General features: G+C 65.1%; 15 protein-coding genes. 8 read left to right on the forward strand and 7 right to left on the reverse strand.

Annotated elements, in window-relative coordinates:
• The first annotated feature begins 19 nt into the window (after positions 1 to 19).
• Entirely contained in the window at positions 20 to 2614 is a 2595-nt protein-coding gene (gene topA / locus AC6UUM_RS02220) for a type I DNA topoisomerase (RefSeq protein WP_500803722.1), read from the forward strand.
• A gap of 399 nt (positions 2615 to 3013) precedes the next feature.
• Here topA and AC6UUM_RS02225 read toward each other — a convergent pair whose 3' ends face one another.
• From AC6UUM_RS02225 to hslV, 3 genes are all read right to left on the reverse strand, one after another.
• Positions 3014 to 5818: a M16 family metallopeptidase gene (locus AC6UUM_RS02225; protein ID WP_500803723.1), complete on the reverse strand. Its 2805-nt coding sequence runs from the start codon at positions 5816 to 5818 to the stop codon at positions 3014 to 3016.
• Between the two features lie 418 nt (positions 5819 to 6236).
• Positions 6237 to 7535 (reverse strand): ATP-dependent protease ATPase subunit HslU, encoded by a 1299-nt coding sequence (gene hslU, locus AC6UUM_RS02230; protein WP_500803724.1) that lies wholly within the window; start codon positions 7533 to 7535, stop codon positions 6237 to 6239.
• Positions 7532 to 8092: an ATP-dependent protease subunit HslV gene (gene hslV, locus AC6UUM_RS02235; protein WP_500803725.1), complete on the reverse strand. Its 561-nt coding sequence runs from the start codon at positions 8090 to 8092 to the stop codon at positions 7532 to 7534. Before hslV ends, hslU begins: the two co-directional genes overlap by 4 nt.
• A 113-nt stretch (positions 8093 to 8205) precedes the next feature.
• Here hslV and AC6UUM_RS02240 point away from each other — a divergent pair, with 113 nt between their 5' ends.
• From AC6UUM_RS02240 to AC6UUM_RS02265, 6 genes are read left to right on the forward strand one after another with little or no spacing between them, the layout of a single operon-like run.
• Positions 8206 to 8832 carry a 1-acyl-sn-glycerol-3-phosphate acyltransferase gene (locus AC6UUM_RS02240; protein WP_500803726.1) on the forward strand — a complete coding sequence of 209 codons (627 nt, stop codon included), beginning with the start codon at positions 8206 to 8208 and terminating at the stop codon, positions 8830 to 8832.
• A gap of 44 nt (positions 8833 to 8876) precedes the next feature.
• Positions 8877 to 9479, forward strand: coding sequence for an imidazoleglycerol-phosphate dehydratase HisB (gene hisB, locus AC6UUM_RS02245; RefSeq protein WP_500803727.1), 603 nt, complete (start codon positions 8877 to 8879; stop codon positions 9477 to 9479).
• Complete coding sequence (gene hisH, locus AC6UUM_RS02250; protein ID WP_500803728.1) at positions 9472 to 10080, forward strand: imidazole glycerol phosphate synthase subunit HisH; 609 nt, start codon at positions 9472 to 9474, stop codon at positions 10078 to 10080. The genes hisB and hisH overlap by 8 nt, the downstream gene beginning before the upstream one ends.
• Positions 10077 to 10796 carry a 1-(5-phosphoribosyl)-5-[(5-phosphoribosylamino)methylideneamino]imidazole-4-carboxamide isomerase gene (gene hisA, locus AC6UUM_RS02255; RefSeq protein ID WP_500803729.1) on the forward strand — a complete coding sequence of 240 codons (720 nt, stop codon included), beginning with the start codon at positions 10077 to 10079 and terminating at the stop codon, positions 10794 to 10796. Before hisH ends, hisA begins: the two co-directional genes overlap by 4 nt.
• Complete coding sequence (gene hisF, locus AC6UUM_RS02260) at positions 10793 to 11572, forward strand: imidazole glycerol phosphate synthase subunit HisF (RefSeq protein WP_500803730.1); 780 nt, start codon at positions 10793 to 10795, stop codon at positions 11570 to 11572. Before hisA ends, hisF begins: the two co-directional genes overlap by 4 nt.
• Positions 11572 to 11886 carry a phosphoribosyl-ATP diphosphatase gene (locus tag AC6UUM_RS02265; RefSeq protein WP_500803731.1) on the forward strand — a complete coding sequence of 105 codons (315 nt, stop codon included), beginning with the start codon at positions 11572 to 11574 and terminating at the stop codon, positions 11884 to 11886. The genes hisF and AC6UUM_RS02265 overlap by 1 nt, the downstream gene beginning before the upstream one ends.
• Before the next feature lie 100 nt (positions 11887 to 11986).
• Here the strand turns inward: AC6UUM_RS02265 and AC6UUM_RS02270 are convergent, their stop codons facing one another.
• Together AC6UUM_RS02270 and AC6UUM_RS02275 are read right to left on the reverse strand one after the other, a co-directional pair.
• Entirely contained in the window at positions 11987 to 12340 is a 354-nt protein-coding gene (locus AC6UUM_RS02270) for a hypothetical protein (RefSeq protein ID WP_500803732.1), read from the reverse strand.
• 139 nt (positions 12341 to 12479) lie between these two features.
• Positions 12480 to 13235 carry a hypothetical protein gene (locus AC6UUM_RS02275; protein WP_500803733.1) on the reverse strand — a complete coding sequence of 252 codons (756 nt, stop codon included), beginning with the start codon at positions 13233 to 13235 and terminating at the stop codon, positions 12480 to 12482.
• A 122-nt stretch (positions 13236 to 13357) separates the two neighbouring features.
• Here AC6UUM_RS02275 and bdcA point away from each other — a divergent pair, with 122 nt between their 5' ends.
• Positions 13358 to 14071, forward strand: coding sequence for an SDR family oxidoreductase (gene bdcA / locus AC6UUM_RS02280; protein ID WP_500803734.1), 714 nt, complete (start codon positions 13358 to 13360; stop codon positions 14069 to 14071).
• 39 nt (positions 14072 to 14110) lie between these two features.
• Here bdcA and AC6UUM_RS02285 read toward each other — a convergent pair whose 3' ends face one another.
• Positions 14111 to 14962, reverse strand: a complete 852-nt coding sequence (locus AC6UUM_RS02285) for a GIY-YIG nuclease family protein (RefSeq protein ID WP_500803735.1) — start codon at positions 14960 to 14962, stop codon at positions 14111 to 14113.
• A gap of 14 nt (positions 14963 to 14976) precedes the next feature.
• Complete coding sequence (locus AC6UUM_RS02290) at positions 14977 to 16563, reverse strand: lysine--tRNA ligase (RefSeq protein WP_500803736.1); 1587 nt, start codon at positions 16561 to 16563, stop codon at positions 14977 to 14979.
• Positions 16564 to 16610: the final 47 nt, after the last annotated feature.

Raw genomic sequence — 16610 nt, forward strand, 5'->3', positions numbered from 1 at the left:
GCGTACACGTGAGGACCATATGCAACTTGTCATCGTCGAATCGCCCGCCAAGGCGAAGACCATCAACAAATATCTGGGCAGCGACTATGAGGTGCTGGCCAGTTTCGGGCATGTGCGCGATCTGCCGCCGCGCGATGGATCGGTGAATCCGGAAGCGGATTTCGCCATGGCCTGGGAAGTTTCGGCCGATCGCACCAAGCAACTCTCAGCGATTCGCGAGGCGGCCAAGCGCGCCGACAGCGTGATCCTGGCCACCGATCCGGATCGCGAGGGCGAGGCGATCAGCTGGCACCTGCTGGAATGGCTGAAGGACAAGCGCGCGATCCCCAAGGGCGGCGCGCGGCGGGTGACGTTCAACGAGATCACCAAGACAGCGGTGACGCGCGCCATGCAGGCGCCGCGTGATCTCGATCAGCCGTTGATCGATGCCTATCTCGCGCGCCGTGCGCTGGATTATCTGGTCGGCTTCACGCTCTCCCCGGTGTTGTGGCGCAAGCTGCCCGGCGCGAAGAGTGCGGGCCGCGTGCAATCGGTGGCGCTGCGGCTGGTGGTGGAGCGCGAACGCGAGATCGAAGCGCATGTGGCGCGCGAATATTGGCGCGTGTCGGCGGAGATGATCGCCCCCAATGGCGCGACCTTCATGGCGCGCCTGGCGGTGCTGAATGGCAAGAAATTGGGCCAGTTCGATCTGGACAATGCTGCAGCCTATGCTGCGCGGGAAGCCATTCAAAAGAATGGATTCACGGTGCGAACGGTGGAGACCAAACCGGTCAGCCGCAACCCGGCACCGCCGTTCACCACATCGACCCTGCAACAGGAAGCGTCACGCCGGCTGGGTTTCAACGCCAGCCACACGATGCGGGTGGCGCAGGGCCTGTATGAAGATGGCCGCATCACCTACATGCGCACCGATGGCGTGCAGATTGCCGGCGAAGCCATGGCCGCGGTGCGCGATCTGATCGCGCAGGATTATGGCAGCAAGCCCGACGTGCTGCCCGAAAAACCGCGATTCTATGCCACCAAGGCGAAGAACGCCCAGGAAGCCCACGAAGCCATCCGCCCCACCGATTTCTCGCGCCGGCCCGGCCGGGCCGACAGCGATGCCGAGAAGCTCTACGCGCTGATTTGGAACCGCACCGTCGCCAGCCAGATGGCCAGCGCGCGGCTGGAGCGCACCACGATCGAGCTTTATGACGATGATGGCCGCCACGGCCTGCGCGCCACCGGCCAGGTGGTGATCACGCCGGGATTCCTCGTGCTGTACAGCGAAGCCCACGACGAGAAGCCGGCCGACGACGAGGACGACGAAGCCCGGCTGCCGCGCTTGGCCGGCGGCGATCGCTGTGCATCGAAGGATGTGCAGGCCACCCAGCATTTCACCGAACCACCCCCGCGCTTCAGCGAAGCCACGCTGGTCAAGCGCATGGAGGAATTGGGTATCGGCCGGCCCTCGACCTATGCCTCGATCCTGACGACGCTGCGCGATCGTGCCTATGTGCGGGTGGAAAAGAACCGTTTCCATGCCGAGGAAAAGGGCCGGCTGGTCACGGCGTTTCTGGAGCGTTTCTTCGCGCGATACGTGGAATATGATTTCACCGCGGGGCTGGAGACGCAGCTTGATGATGTGTCGGCCGGGGACGCGTCGTATCTCGAATTGCTGCGTGCGTTCTGGGCGGATTTCCAGCCGAAAACCGCCGAGATCATGGAGCAGCGCCCGTCGGATGTGACCGCCGCGCTGGATGACTATCTGGCGCCGTTCCTGTTCCCGGACAAGGAAGACGGCAGCGATCCGCGCCTGTGCCCGCGCTGTGCGGCGGGGCGGCTGAGCCTGAAGACCGGGCGGTTCGGGGCGTTTGTCGCCTGTTCCAACTATCCCGAATGCAAATATACGCGGCCGTTCGCCAGTGAAGGCGGCGCCAATGAAGGCCCGATCGAACTGGGTGCCGATCCGGTGTCGGGCGAATTGATCACGCTGCGCTCTGGCCGCTTCGGTCGCTTCGTGCAGATGGGTGAAGGCGAGAAGCCGCCGCGCGCGTCGATCCCCAAGGATGTGAGCATCAGCGGCCCGGAGGATCTGGATTGGGCGGTGAAACTGCTCAGCCTGCCGCGCACCATCGGCCTGCACCCGGAAACCGGTGAGCCGATCACCGCCAGCATCGGCCGTTATGGCCCCTATCTGGCGCATGCCGGCAAATATGGCCGGCTGAGCAATACGGCGGAGGTGTTCGAAACCGGCATGAACGCCGCCGTGGTGAAATTGGCGGAAGCCGCCGCGGCCAAGGCGGCGGGCGGCCGGCCGCAACGCGGGACGGCGACGGCCCTGGCCGAACTGGGCGCGCATCCCGAAAGCGGCGTGGCGGTGCGGGTGCTGTCGGGCCGTTACGGCCCCTATATCAGCGACGGCACCACCAACGCCAACGTGCCCAAGGGCACCGAACCGACCGCGGTGACACTGGACGAGGCGGTGGCCCTGCTGGCGGCGCGCGCCGCGGCGGCACCGGCCAAGAAGGGCAAGAAGCCGGCGGCGAAGAAGGCTGCGGCCAAAAAACCGGCTGCGAAGAAAGCGGCCGCGAAGAAGCCGGCAACGAAGAAGGCCAAAGCCGAACCGGCCTAGACTCGATTGCGTTCAAGTTGAAACGACAAAGCTCCCTCCCTTCAAGGGAGGGCGACAGACGAGCCGCAGGCGAGGCACGTGGGCGTTGTCTGTGGCCACAGGCAGGATCACCCACCCCGCTCGGCTGGCGCCGAGTCGCCCTCCCTTGAAGGGAGGGAGCCAGAACGCTTCAACCAAACTGCAATCGAGTCTAGGGCAAGGCAGCCAGGATAAAACGGCTCTGGTGGTCAGCTTCGGGGTGGGTCGCAGACTGGCGGCTTTTGCCTGCCGGAAACGCCAGCGCGGCCCTCTGCAGATTGATCATCGTAAGGCTGGAAGCGACCCATTTCCGGCCTTTCGCGCAATCATCATCAAATGACCGGTTGCAGCCAAAGCCGACGTTTGGCCGAAGGCCAACCGTCATTTATCGAGGGATTTGGAGTCGATGGGCATGACAGGTGCCAAATCTGAAAGGCGGGCCGCCTGTGTTTTGGCGTCGCCGACAATGATGAGGCGCAAGGCGCGCGGGTTGAAGTATCGGGCAGCCAGCGATCGGACCTGTGGCAGTGACAGGGCATCGAGCGCCCGGGCATCGGCGGCGATGAAATCGGGGGCGCGGCCGTCATCGCCGATATCGGCGAGGATGTTCAGCTTGGCGCTGATGGTTTCAAAAGCGCGGGCGCGGGCGCGGGCGAGGCTGTCGCGGGTGAGGGCAAGATCTTCGGCGGTGTAGGTCGCGCCGAACTGGCCGATGATCTCGCGGGCCAGGGTGGCGGCTTCGAGTGTGACGTTGCTGCGCACCGGGCTGGAGACGGTGAAATGGCCCCGGCTGCGGCCGCAGGTGAAGTTGCTGCGGATGCCATAGGTATAGCCCTTGCCCTCGCGCAGTTGCTGGGTGAGGCGCGAGGCGAAGCCGCCGCCGCCGAGAATGAAATTGGTGGCAGTGGCTGGGTAATAATCGGCATCTGTGCAGGCCGGGCCGTCGCCTGCGAACAGCAGCAGAGACTGCTTGGCATCGGGAATGTCGTAGAACAGCAGCTCGGGCGCGGACGGCGGCGTGGCGGCCGGCATGGCGGGCACGGACACGGCCGGCGTGACCCAGCGGGCGGCAAGGCCGGCGAGCGCCGCGGTGACCTCGGCGGGCTTGGCCGGGCCGACAAGACGCAGGCGGGCATTTTTCGGTGACAGGTTGCGGGCATGGAAGGCCTGAAGATCGGCCATGGTGAGCGCAGTGACCGAGGCTTGCGTGCCGAGCGGATCGGAAGCGAGCACCGAACCGGGATATTCCAATGTGTCGGCGATGCGCGCGGCGATGCGGGCGGGATTGGCTCTGTTGGCCTGAATCTCGCCGATGGTCGCGGCCTTGGCCAGCGCCAGTTCAGCGGTGTCCCAGCGCGGGGAGAGGATCAGTTCTTCGACGAGCGCCAACGTGGGCGCGAGATTGCGGGCGAGCGTGTTGCCAGAGAGGATCAGCCGGTCATCGCTGGCGCTGACGCTGAGATCGGCGCCAAGGTCCTTCAGCGCGTTGTCGAACTGGGTGGCAGTGAGGCGGGTGGTGCCGCGCGTAAGCATGCGGGCGAGCAGGCTGGCAGCGCCGGGCTTGGCGGGATCATCGAACAGCCGGCCACCATCGAAGGCCAGTTCAAAATCGGCCACGGGCAGTTCGGAGGAGGCGATGCCGGAAATGGCGAGGCCGTTCGAAAGGCTAGCGGTCCAGATTGGCGGCGCAGTGACGGTGGGGGCGGCGCCGAAGGGCGGTTCCTGCCGGCGGTCGATCCTGGACGGAGTGGGCGTGTAGCGAGCGGTTTCGGCGCGCGGATCGATCGGCTTTTCGGCGTTCTGGACAATGGCTTCTTCGGACACGCGGGCGGCGGTGGAATTGGCGAGGGCGAGCGCGTCCTGACCGCGCGGCACGATTGAGATTTCGAGGCGCGGCTTCTGTTTCAGATAGGTGCGCCAGACGCGGGCGATATCGGCTGGGGTGACAGCGGCCAGCCGCTCGGCATAGAGATTGATGGCATTGCTGTTGCCTGTGGTGGCTTCGGCGCGGGCGATGGCCTGGGCCTTCACATCGATATTTTCGAGGCTGTCATAGAGGCGGGTTTCCAGTGCCAGGCGGGCGCGATTGAGCGCGGCGGGATCGATGCCGCCCGCATCGAAATCGCCAAGACCCCGATCGATGGCGGCGGCCACCCGATCGAGCGCGACGCCATCAAAGGCCATGGTCTGGAACAGGCCGATGCCGGCGAGTTCCAGATCATTGTGTAACGCGGCGATGCGGTCGGTGAGTTTTTCGACCTCGACAAGGCGTCTGGTGAGCGGCGCCTCCTTGCCGTTGGTAAGCATGGTGAGCAGCAGTTCGAGCGCGACGGCATCGGCGGTGCCTGCGGGCGCGCCGGGGAAGGCGAGGGTGAGTAGGGGGCGCTTGGCGAAGCGGTCTTCGTGGACGAGGCGCTTGGTGGCGGTGAGCACGGCCGGGCGTGGAGCGGCGGGGGCGGCGCGCTGGCCGCTGCCCTTCAGCTCCCCGAAATAGCGATCGACAAACGCGCGGGCTTGCGCGGGATCGAAATCGCCGGCGATGGTGATGGTGGTGTTCTGCGGCGTGTACCAGTTGCGATAAAAGGACTTCACATCATCCAGCCGCGCGGCATCCAGATCGGCCATCGAGCCGATGACCGGCCAGCTGTAAGGGTGATCGGCGGGAAAGAGATTTTCGAACAAGATGACCCGGCCGAAGCCATAGGGGCGATTGTCGACGGACTGGCGCTTTTCGTTTTTGACGACCTGCTTTTCCTTGGCGAGGACGGCTTCGGTGACGGTGTTGATGAACCAGCCGAGCTTGTCCGCTTCGGCCCAGAGCATTTTTTCCAGTGCGTTTGATGGTACTTCCTGGGCATAGACGGTGGCATCGAAATCGGTGTTGCCATTGGCGCCGGAGCCGCCGACGCGGGCGCTCAGCCGATCAAGCCCGCCGGTGCCGAGATTTTCGGAATCGAGGAAGAAGAGATGTTCGAACATGTGGGCGAAGCCGGTGCGGCCGGGGGTTTCGCGGGCGGAGCCGACATGGGCGGTGAGCGCGACGGCGACCACGGGATCGGATGTGTCGCGGTGGAAGATGACCTTGAGGCCATTGGGGAGCTGATAATCTGTGACAGGGAGCAATGGCTCGGCGGCAGCAAGGCTGCTGGTGGCGAGGAGGGCGACAGCGGCGAGGCGGATCAACATTCGCAGACACTCGAAAGGACAATGAACCAGACCCTAAGGCCTTTTCGAGATCGGGCAATCCCCGCTTGCCGCAAAGGCGATGAGGCCGATAGCGGCACGGCGCTATTTCGAGACCCGCCTGACCACAATCGGCACAACCCGGGACATTCGGCAAGAACGCGATGATTCACCCGCAAACGTCGGTTCATGCCGGAACCCGCCGTCCAGCGGCCCTGCCATGAATGGCCATGCTGTCCCAGTATCAGCCATTGCGCTGCGACCGGTTGAACATGCACGAACGGCTGTTTCCTGGACGCATTTGATCGCACGTGACGGTGTGACTTTGGGGCGTAAGCGGACACACTTCCTTTGAGTGCGCCCGAAAACGAAAGTGGGTGCAGGGCCTCAGGCCCTGCCCGCTGGAGGCAAAGCTTTCTTATTACAGAATATATTTCGAGAGATCGGTGTTGCCGGCGATGGCGCCCAGTTCCGCCGTCACCATGGCTTCGTCCACCGTCACCGTCTCACCGCTCCGTTCGTCCGCATCAAAGCTGATCTGCTCCAGCAGTTTTTCCAGCACGGTGTGCAGGCGGCGGGCGCCAATATTTTCCACCGTTTCGTTCACCTGGGCGGCGATGCGGGCGATGGCGTTGATGCCGTCTTCCGACACGGTCAGCGTCACCCCTTCGGTGGCGAGCAGCGCCGCATATTGGCGGATCAGGCTGGCTTCGGTGTCGGAGAGGATGCGGCGGAAATCGGCTTCGGTCAGGCCTTTCAGCTCGACGCGGATCGGCAGGCGGCCTTGGAGTTCGGGCAGCAGATCGGATGGCTTGGCGACGTGGAAGGCGCCGGATGCGATGAACAGCACATGGTCGGTTTTCACCGGGCCATATTTGGTGGAGACGGTGGTGCCTTCGATCAGGGGGAGCAGATCGCGCTGCACGCCTTCGCGGGACACGCTGCCGCCGCGCACGTCTGATACGGCGATCTTGTCGATCTCATCCAGGAACACGATGCCATTGGCCTCGGCATTGCGCACGGCCTCGCGGGTGATTTCATCGTCGTCCAGGCGCTTGTCCGACTCCTCGGCCAGCAGCGCGTCCCAGGCGGCTTCCACCTTCATCTTGCGGCGTTTGGTGCGGCCGCCCATGGCCTTGGCCATCATGTCGGACAGGTTGATCATGCCGACCTGGCCGGGCTGCATGCCGGGCAGATCGAAATTCGGCGCGCTTTCCTGCACCTCGATCTCGACCTCGCGGCCTTTCAGATCGCCGGCTTCGAAGCGCTGGCGAAAGGCGATGCGGGTGGCTTCGCTGGCATCCTTGCCGACCAGCGCATCGAGCAGGCGGGCCATGGCGGCCTCTTCGGCCTTGTCCTTCACGCCGGCGCGGCGGGTTTCGCGCACCAGCCGGATCGATTCCTCGACGAGATCGCGGATGATCGAATCGACATCGCGGCCGACATAGCCGACCTCGGTGAATTTGGTGGCTTCGATCTTGATGAACGGCGCGCCGGCCAGCCTGGCGAGGCGGCGGCTGATCTCGGTCTTGCCGCAGCCGGTGGGGCCGATCATCAGGATATTCTTGGGCACCACTTCGTCGCGCAGATCGTCGGGCAATTGCTGCCGGCGCCAGCGGTTGCGCAGGGCAACGGCGACGGCGCGCTTGGCATCATCCTGGCCGACGATGTGGCGATCGAGCGCCGAGACGATGGCGCGGGGGGTCAGGGCGTCGCTCACGCTTCGGCACCGTTGGCAATGATTTCCAAGGTCAGTTCCTCGTTGGTATAGACACATAGATCGGCGGCAATCTTCATGGCGCGCCGGGCGATGGCTTCGGCGCCGTGATCGCTGTCCGCCAGCGCGCGCGCGGCGGCGAGCGCGAAATTGCCGCCCGACCCGATGGCGGCAATGCCGCCCACCGGCTCCAGCACATCGCCGTTGCCGGTGATCACCAGCGTGACGTGCACATCGGCGACGATCATCATCGCCTCCAGCCGGCGCAGGTAACGATCGCTGCGCCAATCCTTGGCCAGCTCGACCGCGGCGCGCAGCAACTGGCCGGGGTGGCGCTCGAGCTTGGACTCCAGCCGCTCGAACAGGGTGAAGGCATCGGCAGTGGCGCCGGCGAAACCGCCGATCACGTCGCCCTTCGGCCCCAGCCGCCGCACCTTGCGGGCATTGGGCTTCATCACCGTCTGGCCCATGGTCACCTGGCCATCGCCGGCGACGACCACCTGGCCGTTCTTGCGCACCGAAACGATGGTGGTGCCGTGGAATTGAGGGAGCTCGCTCATCTGGTCGTCCGATCCTGCTGATGCGCCTATGTAGGGCGCGTGTCGGGCGATGAAAGGGGCCGCTTGTTTGTCGCAGGCTGGCGCAGATCGCCATGGGGCTGGTAGAAACCCCCATGGCAGCGCCCGGCACCCTCATCACCCATGATCTCAGCCGTGCGCTGCCCGCACCGCCCGGTGGGCCGGGGCTGGCGCTGTGGCACCTGGTGGGCCGCTTCGCGCTGTGGCTGGGCGGCTGGAAAGTCGCCGGCAGCTGGCCGGCCGATGCGCGCATGGTGGTGACGGCAGCGCCGCACACCTCGAACTGGGATGGCATCTGGATGCTGGCAGCGGCCGGTGCCTGGCGCGTGCGGTTGCGCTACATGGGCAAGAAAAGCCTGACGCAGGGCCCGTTCGGCTGGCTGGTGCGCTGGACGGGGTGCATCCCCATCGATCGCAGCCAATCCAACGATGTGGTCGCCGCGATGAAGCAGGCCTTTGACGTGGACAGCCTGTTCCTGGTGGTGCCACCCGAAGGCACGCGCAGCGCCGTGGAGAAGTGGAAATCGGGTTTCTACCATATCGCGGTGGGCGCGAACGTGCCGATCAGTTTTGCGGTGATGGATTATGCCACAAAAACCGTGCGCATGCCGGCGACGCTGTGGCCGAGCGGCGATTATGCCGCCGATCTGGCGATCATCCAGAGCTTCTATGCCGACGCACAGGGCAAGAACGCCTCCGAGTTCGTGATGACCGGCAAGTAGCGCATCCCTTGCCGGAACGGCGGCAATCCTCTACCCGCCGCGGCATGGAACAGCGCATTGCCAGCATCCATCGGGCCACCAAGGAAACCGATGTCGCCGTCACCGTCAATCTGGACGGCAGCGGCCACTATGACGTGTCCACCGGAATCGGCTTTCTCGATCACATGCTGGAGCAGCTCTCGCGCCACAGCCTGATCGATCTGACCGTGAAGACCACCGGCGATCTGCACATTGATGGCCACCACACCACCGAAGACACCGGCATCGCGCTGGGCGAAGCGGTCGCCAAGGCGCTGGGCGATCGGCGCGGCATCACGCGTTATGGCGACGCGCTGATCCCGATGGACGAAACGCTCACCCGCGTGGCGCTGGATATCTCGGGCCGGCCCTATCTGGTGTGGCGCACGTCGTTCAGCCAGCCGAAGCTGGGCACGCTGGATACCGAGATGTTCAAGGAGTTCTTCGCGGCGTTCGCGGGCAGCGCCGGCATCACGCTGCACATCGAAACGCTCTATGGCGTGAACAATCACCATATCGGCGAAAGCTGCTTCAAGGGTGTCGCGCGGGCCTTGCGGGCCGCCGTCGCCATTGATCCGCGGAAAAGCGATGCCATCCCCAGCACCAAAGGCACGCTTGGCGGTGCCTGATCGGGTTGCAGTGGTCGATTACGGCGCTGGCAATCTGCGGTCGGCGGCGCGCGCGCTGGAGCGTGCCGGGGCGCAGGTTGTCGTCACCGATGATCCGGCGGTGATTGCCGGTGCTGCGCGCATCGTGCTGCCCGGTGTCGGCGCCTTTGCGCAGTGCATCAACCAGCTGCGCGAACGCACCGGTATCGAGGCGGCGCTGAACGAAGCGGTGAATCAGCGCGGCGTGCCGTTTCTGGGCATTTGTGTCGGCATGCAATTGCTGGCCAGCGAAGGCCATGAACATGGCGTGCACGCCGGGCTGGGCTGGCTGCCCGGCATCGTCAGCCGGCTGCAACCTGCGGACCCGGCGCTGAAAATCCCGCACATGGGCTGGAACCGCGTCACGCCTGTGCATGGCGCGCCAGTGCCGGCCGGCGACGCCTATTTCGTGCACAGTTTCGCCTTCGCGCCATTTTATGCCGAAGATACGCAGGCGGTCAGCGATCACGGCGGCGAATTTGCCGCCATCGTGAAGCGCGGCCATATCACCGGCGTGCAATTCCACCCGGAAAAGTCCCAAGCCTATGGCCTGGCCTTCCTGCAGAGCTGGCTCAACTCATGATCGTCTTTCCCGCCATCGATCTGAAGGGCGGTCAATGCGTGCGCCTGGCGGAAGGCGACATGAACCGCGCCACGGTTTACGCCGATGATCCCGCTGCGCAGGCGGCGCTGTTCCGCGCGGCCGGCGCTACGCATCTGCATGTCGTTGATCTCGATGGCGCGTTCGCGGGCGACAGCCGCAATGCGGACGGAGTGAAGGCGGCGCTGGCTGGGTTCGGGACGGGCAAGGTGCAGGTCGGCGGCGGCATCCGCAGCGCCGCCCATGTAGAATCCTGGCTCGCCGCCGGCGTCTGGCGCGTGGTGATGGGCACCGCCGCGCTCGACAATCCCGATCTCGTGCGCGGGCTCGCCGCCGATCATCCGGGGTGCATCGTCGTGGCGGTGGACGCGAAGGACGGCATGGTCGCCACGCGCGGCTGGGCCGATGTTTCGACGCTGCCGGTCACCGATCTGGCGCGGCGGTTTGAAGATGCCGGGGTGGCGGCCGTGCTGTTCACCGATGTCGGGCGCGACGGCATGCTGAAGGGTGTGAACATCGACGCCACCGTGGCGCTGGCGGCGGCCACGTTGCTGCCGGTGATTGCGTCGGGCGGGGTGGCCAGCATCGCCGATATCCATGCGCTGGTGGGCCAGGCCGGCATCGAAGGCGTCATCACCGGGCGCGCGCTCTATGATGGCCGGCTCGATCTGGCCGAGGCCATCAGGGTGGCGGCATGACGCTGGCGGTGCGCATCATCCCCTGCCTCGATGTCGCCGGTGGCCGCGTGGTCAAGGGCGTGAATTTCGTCGAACTGCGTGATGCCGGCGATCCGGTGCAGGCCGCCGCCGCCTATGATGCGGCCGGCGCGGACGAACTCTGTTTTCTGGATATCACCGCCAGTCACGAAAATCGCGGCACGCTGATCGCCATGGTCGAGCGCACCGCCGACGTCTGCTTCATGCCATTGACCGTCGGCGGCGGCGTGCGGAGCGTGGACGATGCCCGCGCGCTGCTGCTGGCCGGCGCCGACAAGGTGGCGGTGAACAGCGCGGCGGTGGCGCGGCCCGCGCTGATCGGCGAACTTGCGATGCGCTTTGGCGAACAATGCGTGGTGGTGGCGGTGGACGCCAAGCAGGTGAGCCCCGGCAGATGGGAAATCTTCACCCACGGCGGCCGCACCCCCACCGGCATCGATGCCGTGGCCTATGCCATCGAGGCCGCGCACCTCGGCGCCGGCGAAATATTGCTCACCTCGATGGACCGCGACGGCACCAAGGCTGGATACGACCTGGCGCTCACCCGCGCCATTGCCGATGCCGTGCCGGTGCCGGTGGTGGCGTCGGGCGGGGTCGGCGGTGTCGCCGATCTTGTCAGCGGCGTGACCGAAGGCCATGCTTCGGCCGTGCTGGCCGCCTCCATCTTCCATTTCGGCGAAGTCACCATCGCCCAGGCCCGCGCCGCCATGGCCGCCGCCGGCCTGCCCGTGCGCGCCCCGTTCGCGGGCGCGGCGTGATGGAGCGGTTCGACCAGTTGCTGGCCACCATCATCGAACGGCGCTCAGCCGATCCGGCCACCTCCTATGTCGCCAAGCTGACCGCCAAGGGCCGTGCGAAAATGGCGCAGAAACTGGGTGAGGAAGCGGTGGAAACGGTGATCGCCGCCGTTTCCGATGATCGCGCCGGGCTGGTGTCGGAAGGCGCGGACCTGATGTTCCATCTCGCCGTGCTGCTCGCCGACATGGGCCTGAGCTTTGATGATATCCGCGCCGAACTGGCCCGGCGCGAAGGCGTTTCGGGGATCGACGAGAAGGCAGGCCGGAAGGGGTAAGAAGTGGCCTCCGGCGGCAAGGGTCGCAGACCCTGCACCCGGTTGTTTTTGGGCAGTGCTTTATGGCCGGATTGGGGTGGTTAGCTGCCGAAGACCTCGGTCAGTCTACAATCTTCTTGTATTGGGCATGGCTCTCTACCCATCGGCCTTGGCGGCGATCCTGCCAGCGTTTCGGTTCCGGCACAAAATCACACAGTTCGACGTGGACTACCCCGGTAAAAGCCCAAGTGGCACCAACGTATCGCTGTTCGAGGACAACTGTGAGACCGCAAACACCGTCCATAGTTAGGGGTTCGTCGAGCGCGATAACCGCTGCAGCGGAGTCGGTCTGTCCGGGAATGAAGGAGGCCACTCGGCCGACCACTGAAGAGCGGTTACCGAGCCAAGAGGGCTCGAAATCATAGCCACCGCAAATTTCGACGCGGTCTCCCGCCAGCAAAACGACGCTCATCATGTCGCCATGATAGCGCGGTCAAAGAACGACAGCTACTGGGGCGCTAGCGGACTAATCGCCAACCATCACGCCCAAAAACACACGGGTCCAGGGTCTGCGACCCTGGCCGCCGGAGGCTCTCTTCTCTTCCCAACACCCCTCAAACAATCCGCGAAAACGCCTTCAACCGCCGCGCCGTCGCCTGCGCCGCCCGCGCGTCGCCGCGCGCCAGCACCGCGGCCAGTTCCAGCCCCTGCCGCTTCAGCATCGCTTCAAAACCATCCGTCGCCGGCAGGGCCTCCAACCCCTTCAGCATGCCGGCGGCGCGCGCGGCATTGCCGGCGTCCAGATCCAGCAGCGTGATCGCGAAGAACACGCGGGTGGAGGGCAGGCCCGGCGACAGGCGAAGCGCCTGTGCGTAACAGCGCTCCATTTCGGATTTCTTCGCGCCCAGTGCGGTGCCGGCCAGGAAACTGCCCACGGTGGCCACTGCGCCGCCGTGCCAGCCGCCCAGCGCGCCCCAGGCCAGGCTGTTGTCCGGGTGGGCGGCGAGGATGGTTTCAAAGCGGCGGCGCACATCCTTGGCCAGGCTGATCCCGCGGGTCAGCTGCGCGCGATAGGCGATGGCGACGGCCTTTTGCAGCTGCGCCTGCACATTGCCCGGCTCACGCGCCAGCGCCTTTTCGAAATCGGCTTCGGCGGCCGCCACTTGCGCCAGCGCGCGCGCCTTGTCGTCGGTCTGGTACCCGGCGATGGACAGTTGCGCGCGCCCGGCCAGGATCAGGCCGGCCGCATCATTTTCGGCCCGCCCCTCGCGCACCGCGGCCGCCCAATCGCCGGCGCGAAACGCATCGATGGCCGCGGCATTGGCCGGCACGGCGATGATCAGCAACAGGGCGGACAGGGCGGTTTTCATGGCGTGAGCTTTCATCAGGATGGTTGCACTGCTTGTCCCGCAGTTTCGATGAACGGGCAATGAGGGTTGCCCGGTGCACAACGCCGCGTCATCATGCGCCCAAGCAGCGGATGGAGACAGACATGGGTGAATTCTCGGGCAAATCGGTGATGGTGCTGGGCGGCAGCCGCGGCATCGGCGCCGCGATCGTGCGCCATTTCGCGGCCGCGGGCGCCAGCGTGACCTTCAGCTATTCCGGATCGGCCGATGCCGCCGCCGCCATCGCCGCCGAAACCGGCGCAACCATGGTGCAGGCGGACAGCGCCAACCGCGATGAACTGGTGGCCGCCATCGCCGCAGCCGGCGCGCTCGACATCATGGTGATCAACGCCGGCGTCGCCATCATGGGCGATCCGCTCAAGCTCGATCCGGATGCGGTGGACCGGCTGATCGATATCAACGTGCGCGCACCCTATTTCGCCGGCGTGGAGGCCGGGCGGCAGATGCACGACAATGGCCGCATCATCATCCTCGGATCAGTGAACGGCGATCGCGTGCCCTCGGGCGGCTTCACCGCATACGCCATGTCCAAATCCGCCGTTCAGGGCATCGGCCGCGGCCTCGCCCGCGATTTCGGCCCGCGCGGCATCACCGTCAACGTCGTGCAACCCGGCCCGGTGAACACCGACATGAACCCGGCCCAAGGGCCGATGGCGCCGATGATGCACGGATCGATGGCCATCAAACGCCACGCCCATGTCGATGAAGTGGCGGCGCTGGTGATGTACCTGGCCAGCCCGGCGGCGGCGATGATCACCGGAACAACGCAGACGATCGATGGCGGGTTGGGGATTTAGGGCGGGTTGATTCTATAGCCGGGCTTCTGCGCGGGCTCTCTAAGCTGTGACTGGGCAAAGCACGCCCGCGTCCTCCAGCATGTCGCGTCCGATTGTGCGGAGAACCGCCTCATATCCTGTTCCAGTCAGCGCCAGCGTTTCCTGTCCGGGCGTAGGGTTGAACAGAGTTGCCATACCACTTGAAAGGATGTCTCGCCCCACGCCATTCTCTACTGACATGGCAACGCCGGCGACAGTCATCAGGCGGGGTATCACCGCACCAGGTTCGATTAGGATGCGATTGGCTATCGCGGAAGCGGCCAAGGCAGCTGCCTGCCGGTCAGACACGGCAAAGCTAGGACGATTTGCATAAAGCCGCTCGGGTATGAACCGTCCACCCAGCGGTTTGATCGGCACAGAACGAACTTTGCAAAGCTTTTGAAACCAACTGTTGGCAAGCCGACGATCTTCATCGTCAGCCTCACCCCAAAGTGACTGTCGACGCCGCTCTCGCGACTCTTCGGATGGATTTGATGCGCCTTCGCCCCCATCGGTCTGATTGGTGAGGGGGCCCCTCTTCTGATCATGGCGCCCAAACAGGCCGATGAGATAGCGTTCCCGAGCATGGGCTTCAGCCTCGGTCTCGAAGCTGCTTTCAATGCAGTATTGGACAGTCGCGCCACTCCGTTTCATTGCGCGAATGACGTTGAGCTTGTGAGTAAGGCGTTCAGTGTTTCGCGCTTCCGCTTCATGTGAAAGGCAGCGTGTTCCCACGCCCTTCCCCACATAAAAGGGGGATCCGTCCGACCGACACAGAACATAGACGTAATGCGGTTTGTTGAGGGCGAGTGCAGCTCGAACGCCCGCAACGTCAACGAGCCGGTTTTGAACCAAGGGACCCCAAGGCGCCATGACAATGTAGCACTTCAGCCCTTCAGCGCATCGGCAATCAGCGCCCGGCTCTGCGCCAATCCATAAAGCGCGATGAAGCTGCCCATGCGGGGGCCGTTGGGGGTGCCGATCAGGATTTCGTAGAGCGATTTGAACCAGTCGCGCAGATTCTCGTAACCGGCGGCTTTGCCGGCTTCGTAGACGACCGTCTGATAGGCTTCGGCTTCGGCACCTTCGCCAACCGCAGCCAACCGCGCGGACAGATCGGCCAATGCTGCCGCTTCGGCCGGGGTGGGTGCGCGGCGGTGGAGGGTGGGGACGACGAAATCGCGCGCGTAGGCGGCGGCGTGGTGGACCAGGCGGTCCAATTGCGGGTGCGTGGCGGGTGATGTGCCGGGGGCGTAGCGCTGCACGAAGCCCCACAGGCGCGCGGCGTCATCTGTCGCCGCGACAGAGGCGAGGTTCAGCAGCAGCGAGAAGCTGACCGGCAGATCGGCGCTGGGCGGCTTGCCTTCATGGATATGGTGCACCGGGTTGCCGAGCTGCTGTTCCAGCGGTTGCTCCGGATAACGGCCGAGGAAATCGGCATAATCCTCGATCGCGCGCGGGATCACGTCGTAATGCAGGCGCTTGGCCTTGCGCGGGCTCTGGAACATGTAGAGCGCCAGGCTCGTCGGCGGGCCGTAATCCAGCCATTGTTCGATGGTCAGGCCATTGCCCTTGGACTTGGAAATCTTGGCGCCTTCACCGTCCAGGAACAGTTCGTAATTGAACCCGGCCGGCGGCACGGCGCCCAGCGCGCGGACGATCTTGCCCGACAGCATGACCGAATCGATCAGATCCTTGCCGGCCATTTCATAATCGACGCCCAGCGCCAGCCAGCGCATCGCCCAATCGACCTTCCATTGCAGCTTGCAGGCGCCGCCGGTGACGGGAACGGTGACGCTGTCGTTGGTGCCGGGGCGGATATAGGTGACGGTGCCGGCATCGACATCGCGCGCCACGATCGGCACCTGCAACACATGGCCGGAGACGGGATCGATCGGCAGGAACGGCGAATAGGTTGCGCGGCGGTCTGGGCCGAGTGTCGGCAGGATGATCGCCATCACATCATCATAATGCGCCAAAATCCGCAGCAAGGTCGCATCGAACATGCCGCTGGCGTAGCAATCGGTGGAGCTCAGGAATTCATAATCGAAGCCGAAGCCATCGAGGAACGCGCGCAGCCGGGCATTGTTGTGCGCGCCGAAACTGCTGTGCGTGCCGAACGGATCGGGCACCTTGGTCAGCGGCTTGTTCAGCGCGGCGCGCAGCATCTCCGGGTTGGGGATGCCGTCCGGCACCTTGCGCAGGCCATCCATGTCGTCGGAAAAGGCGATCAGGCGGGTGGGCACGCCGGGCGCCATCGCCTCGAAGGCGCGGCGCACCATGGTGGTGCGCACCACTTCGCCGAAAGTGCCGATGTGCGGCAGGCCCGATGGGCCGTATCCGGTTTCGAAGATCACCGCCCGGCCAGCGGGCACGCCATCGGGATAGCGCGCAAGCAGCTTGCGGGCTTCTTCATACGGCCAGGCCTTGTTTGCCAGCGCGGCGGCCTGCATGGTTTGGGCGGATATGGTCATGGCTCTGTCTTGCTTGTTGTCTGACGCCCATCTGGCGGGAGCGGCCC

It is taken from the genome of Sandarakinorhabdus sp., from assembly GCF_987265915.1.

Coding starts and splice junctions, on each gene's coding strand:
- topA (WP_500803722.1), top strand. CDS start 20: ATGCAACTTGTCATCGTCGAATCGCCCGCCAAGGCGAAGACCATCAAC.
- AC6UUM_RS02225 (WP_500803723.1), bottom strand. CDS start 5,818: ATGTTGATCCGCCTCGCCGCTGTCGCCCTCCTCGCCACCAGCAGCCTT.
- hslV (WP_500803725.1), bottom strand. CDS start 8,092: ATGAGCGAGCTCCCTCAATTCCACGGCACCACCATCGTTTCGGTGCGC.
- AC6UUM_RS02240 (WP_500803726.1), top strand. CDS start 8,206: ATGGCAGCGCCCGGCACCCTCATCACCCATGATCTCAGCCGTGCGCTG.
- hisB (WP_500803727.1), top strand. CDS start 8,877: ATGGAACAGCGCATTGCCAGCATCCATCGGGCCACCAAGGAAACCGAT.
- hisA (WP_500803729.1), top strand. CDS start 10,077: ATGATCGTCTTTCCCGCCATCGATCTGAAGGGCGGTCAATGCGTGCGC.
- hisF (WP_500803730.1), top strand. CDS start 10,793: ATGACGCTGGCGGTGCGCATCATCCCCTGCCTCGATGTCGCCGGTGGC.
- AC6UUM_RS02265 (WP_500803731.1), top strand. CDS start 11,572: ATGGAGCGGTTCGACCAGTTGCTGGCCACCATCATCGAACGGCGCTCA.
- AC6UUM_RS02270 (WP_500803732.1), bottom strand. CDS start 12,340: ATGATGAGCGTCGTTTTGCTGGCGGGAGACCGCGTCGAAATTTGCGGT.
- AC6UUM_RS02275 (WP_500803733.1), bottom strand. CDS start 13,235: ATGAAAACCGCCCTGTCCGCCCTGTTGCTGATCATCGCCGTGCCGGCC.
- bdcA (WP_500803734.1), top strand. CDS start 13,358: ATGGGTGAATTCTCGGGCAAATCGGTGATGGTGCTGGGCGGCAGCCGC.
- AC6UUM_RS02285 (WP_500803735.1), bottom strand. CDS start 14,962: ATGGCGCCTTGGGGTCCCTTGGTTCAAAACCGGCTCGTTGACGTTGCG.
- AC6UUM_RS02290 (WP_500803736.1), bottom strand. CDS start 16,563: ATGACCATATCCGCCCAAACCATGCAGGCCGCCGCGCTGGCAAACAAG.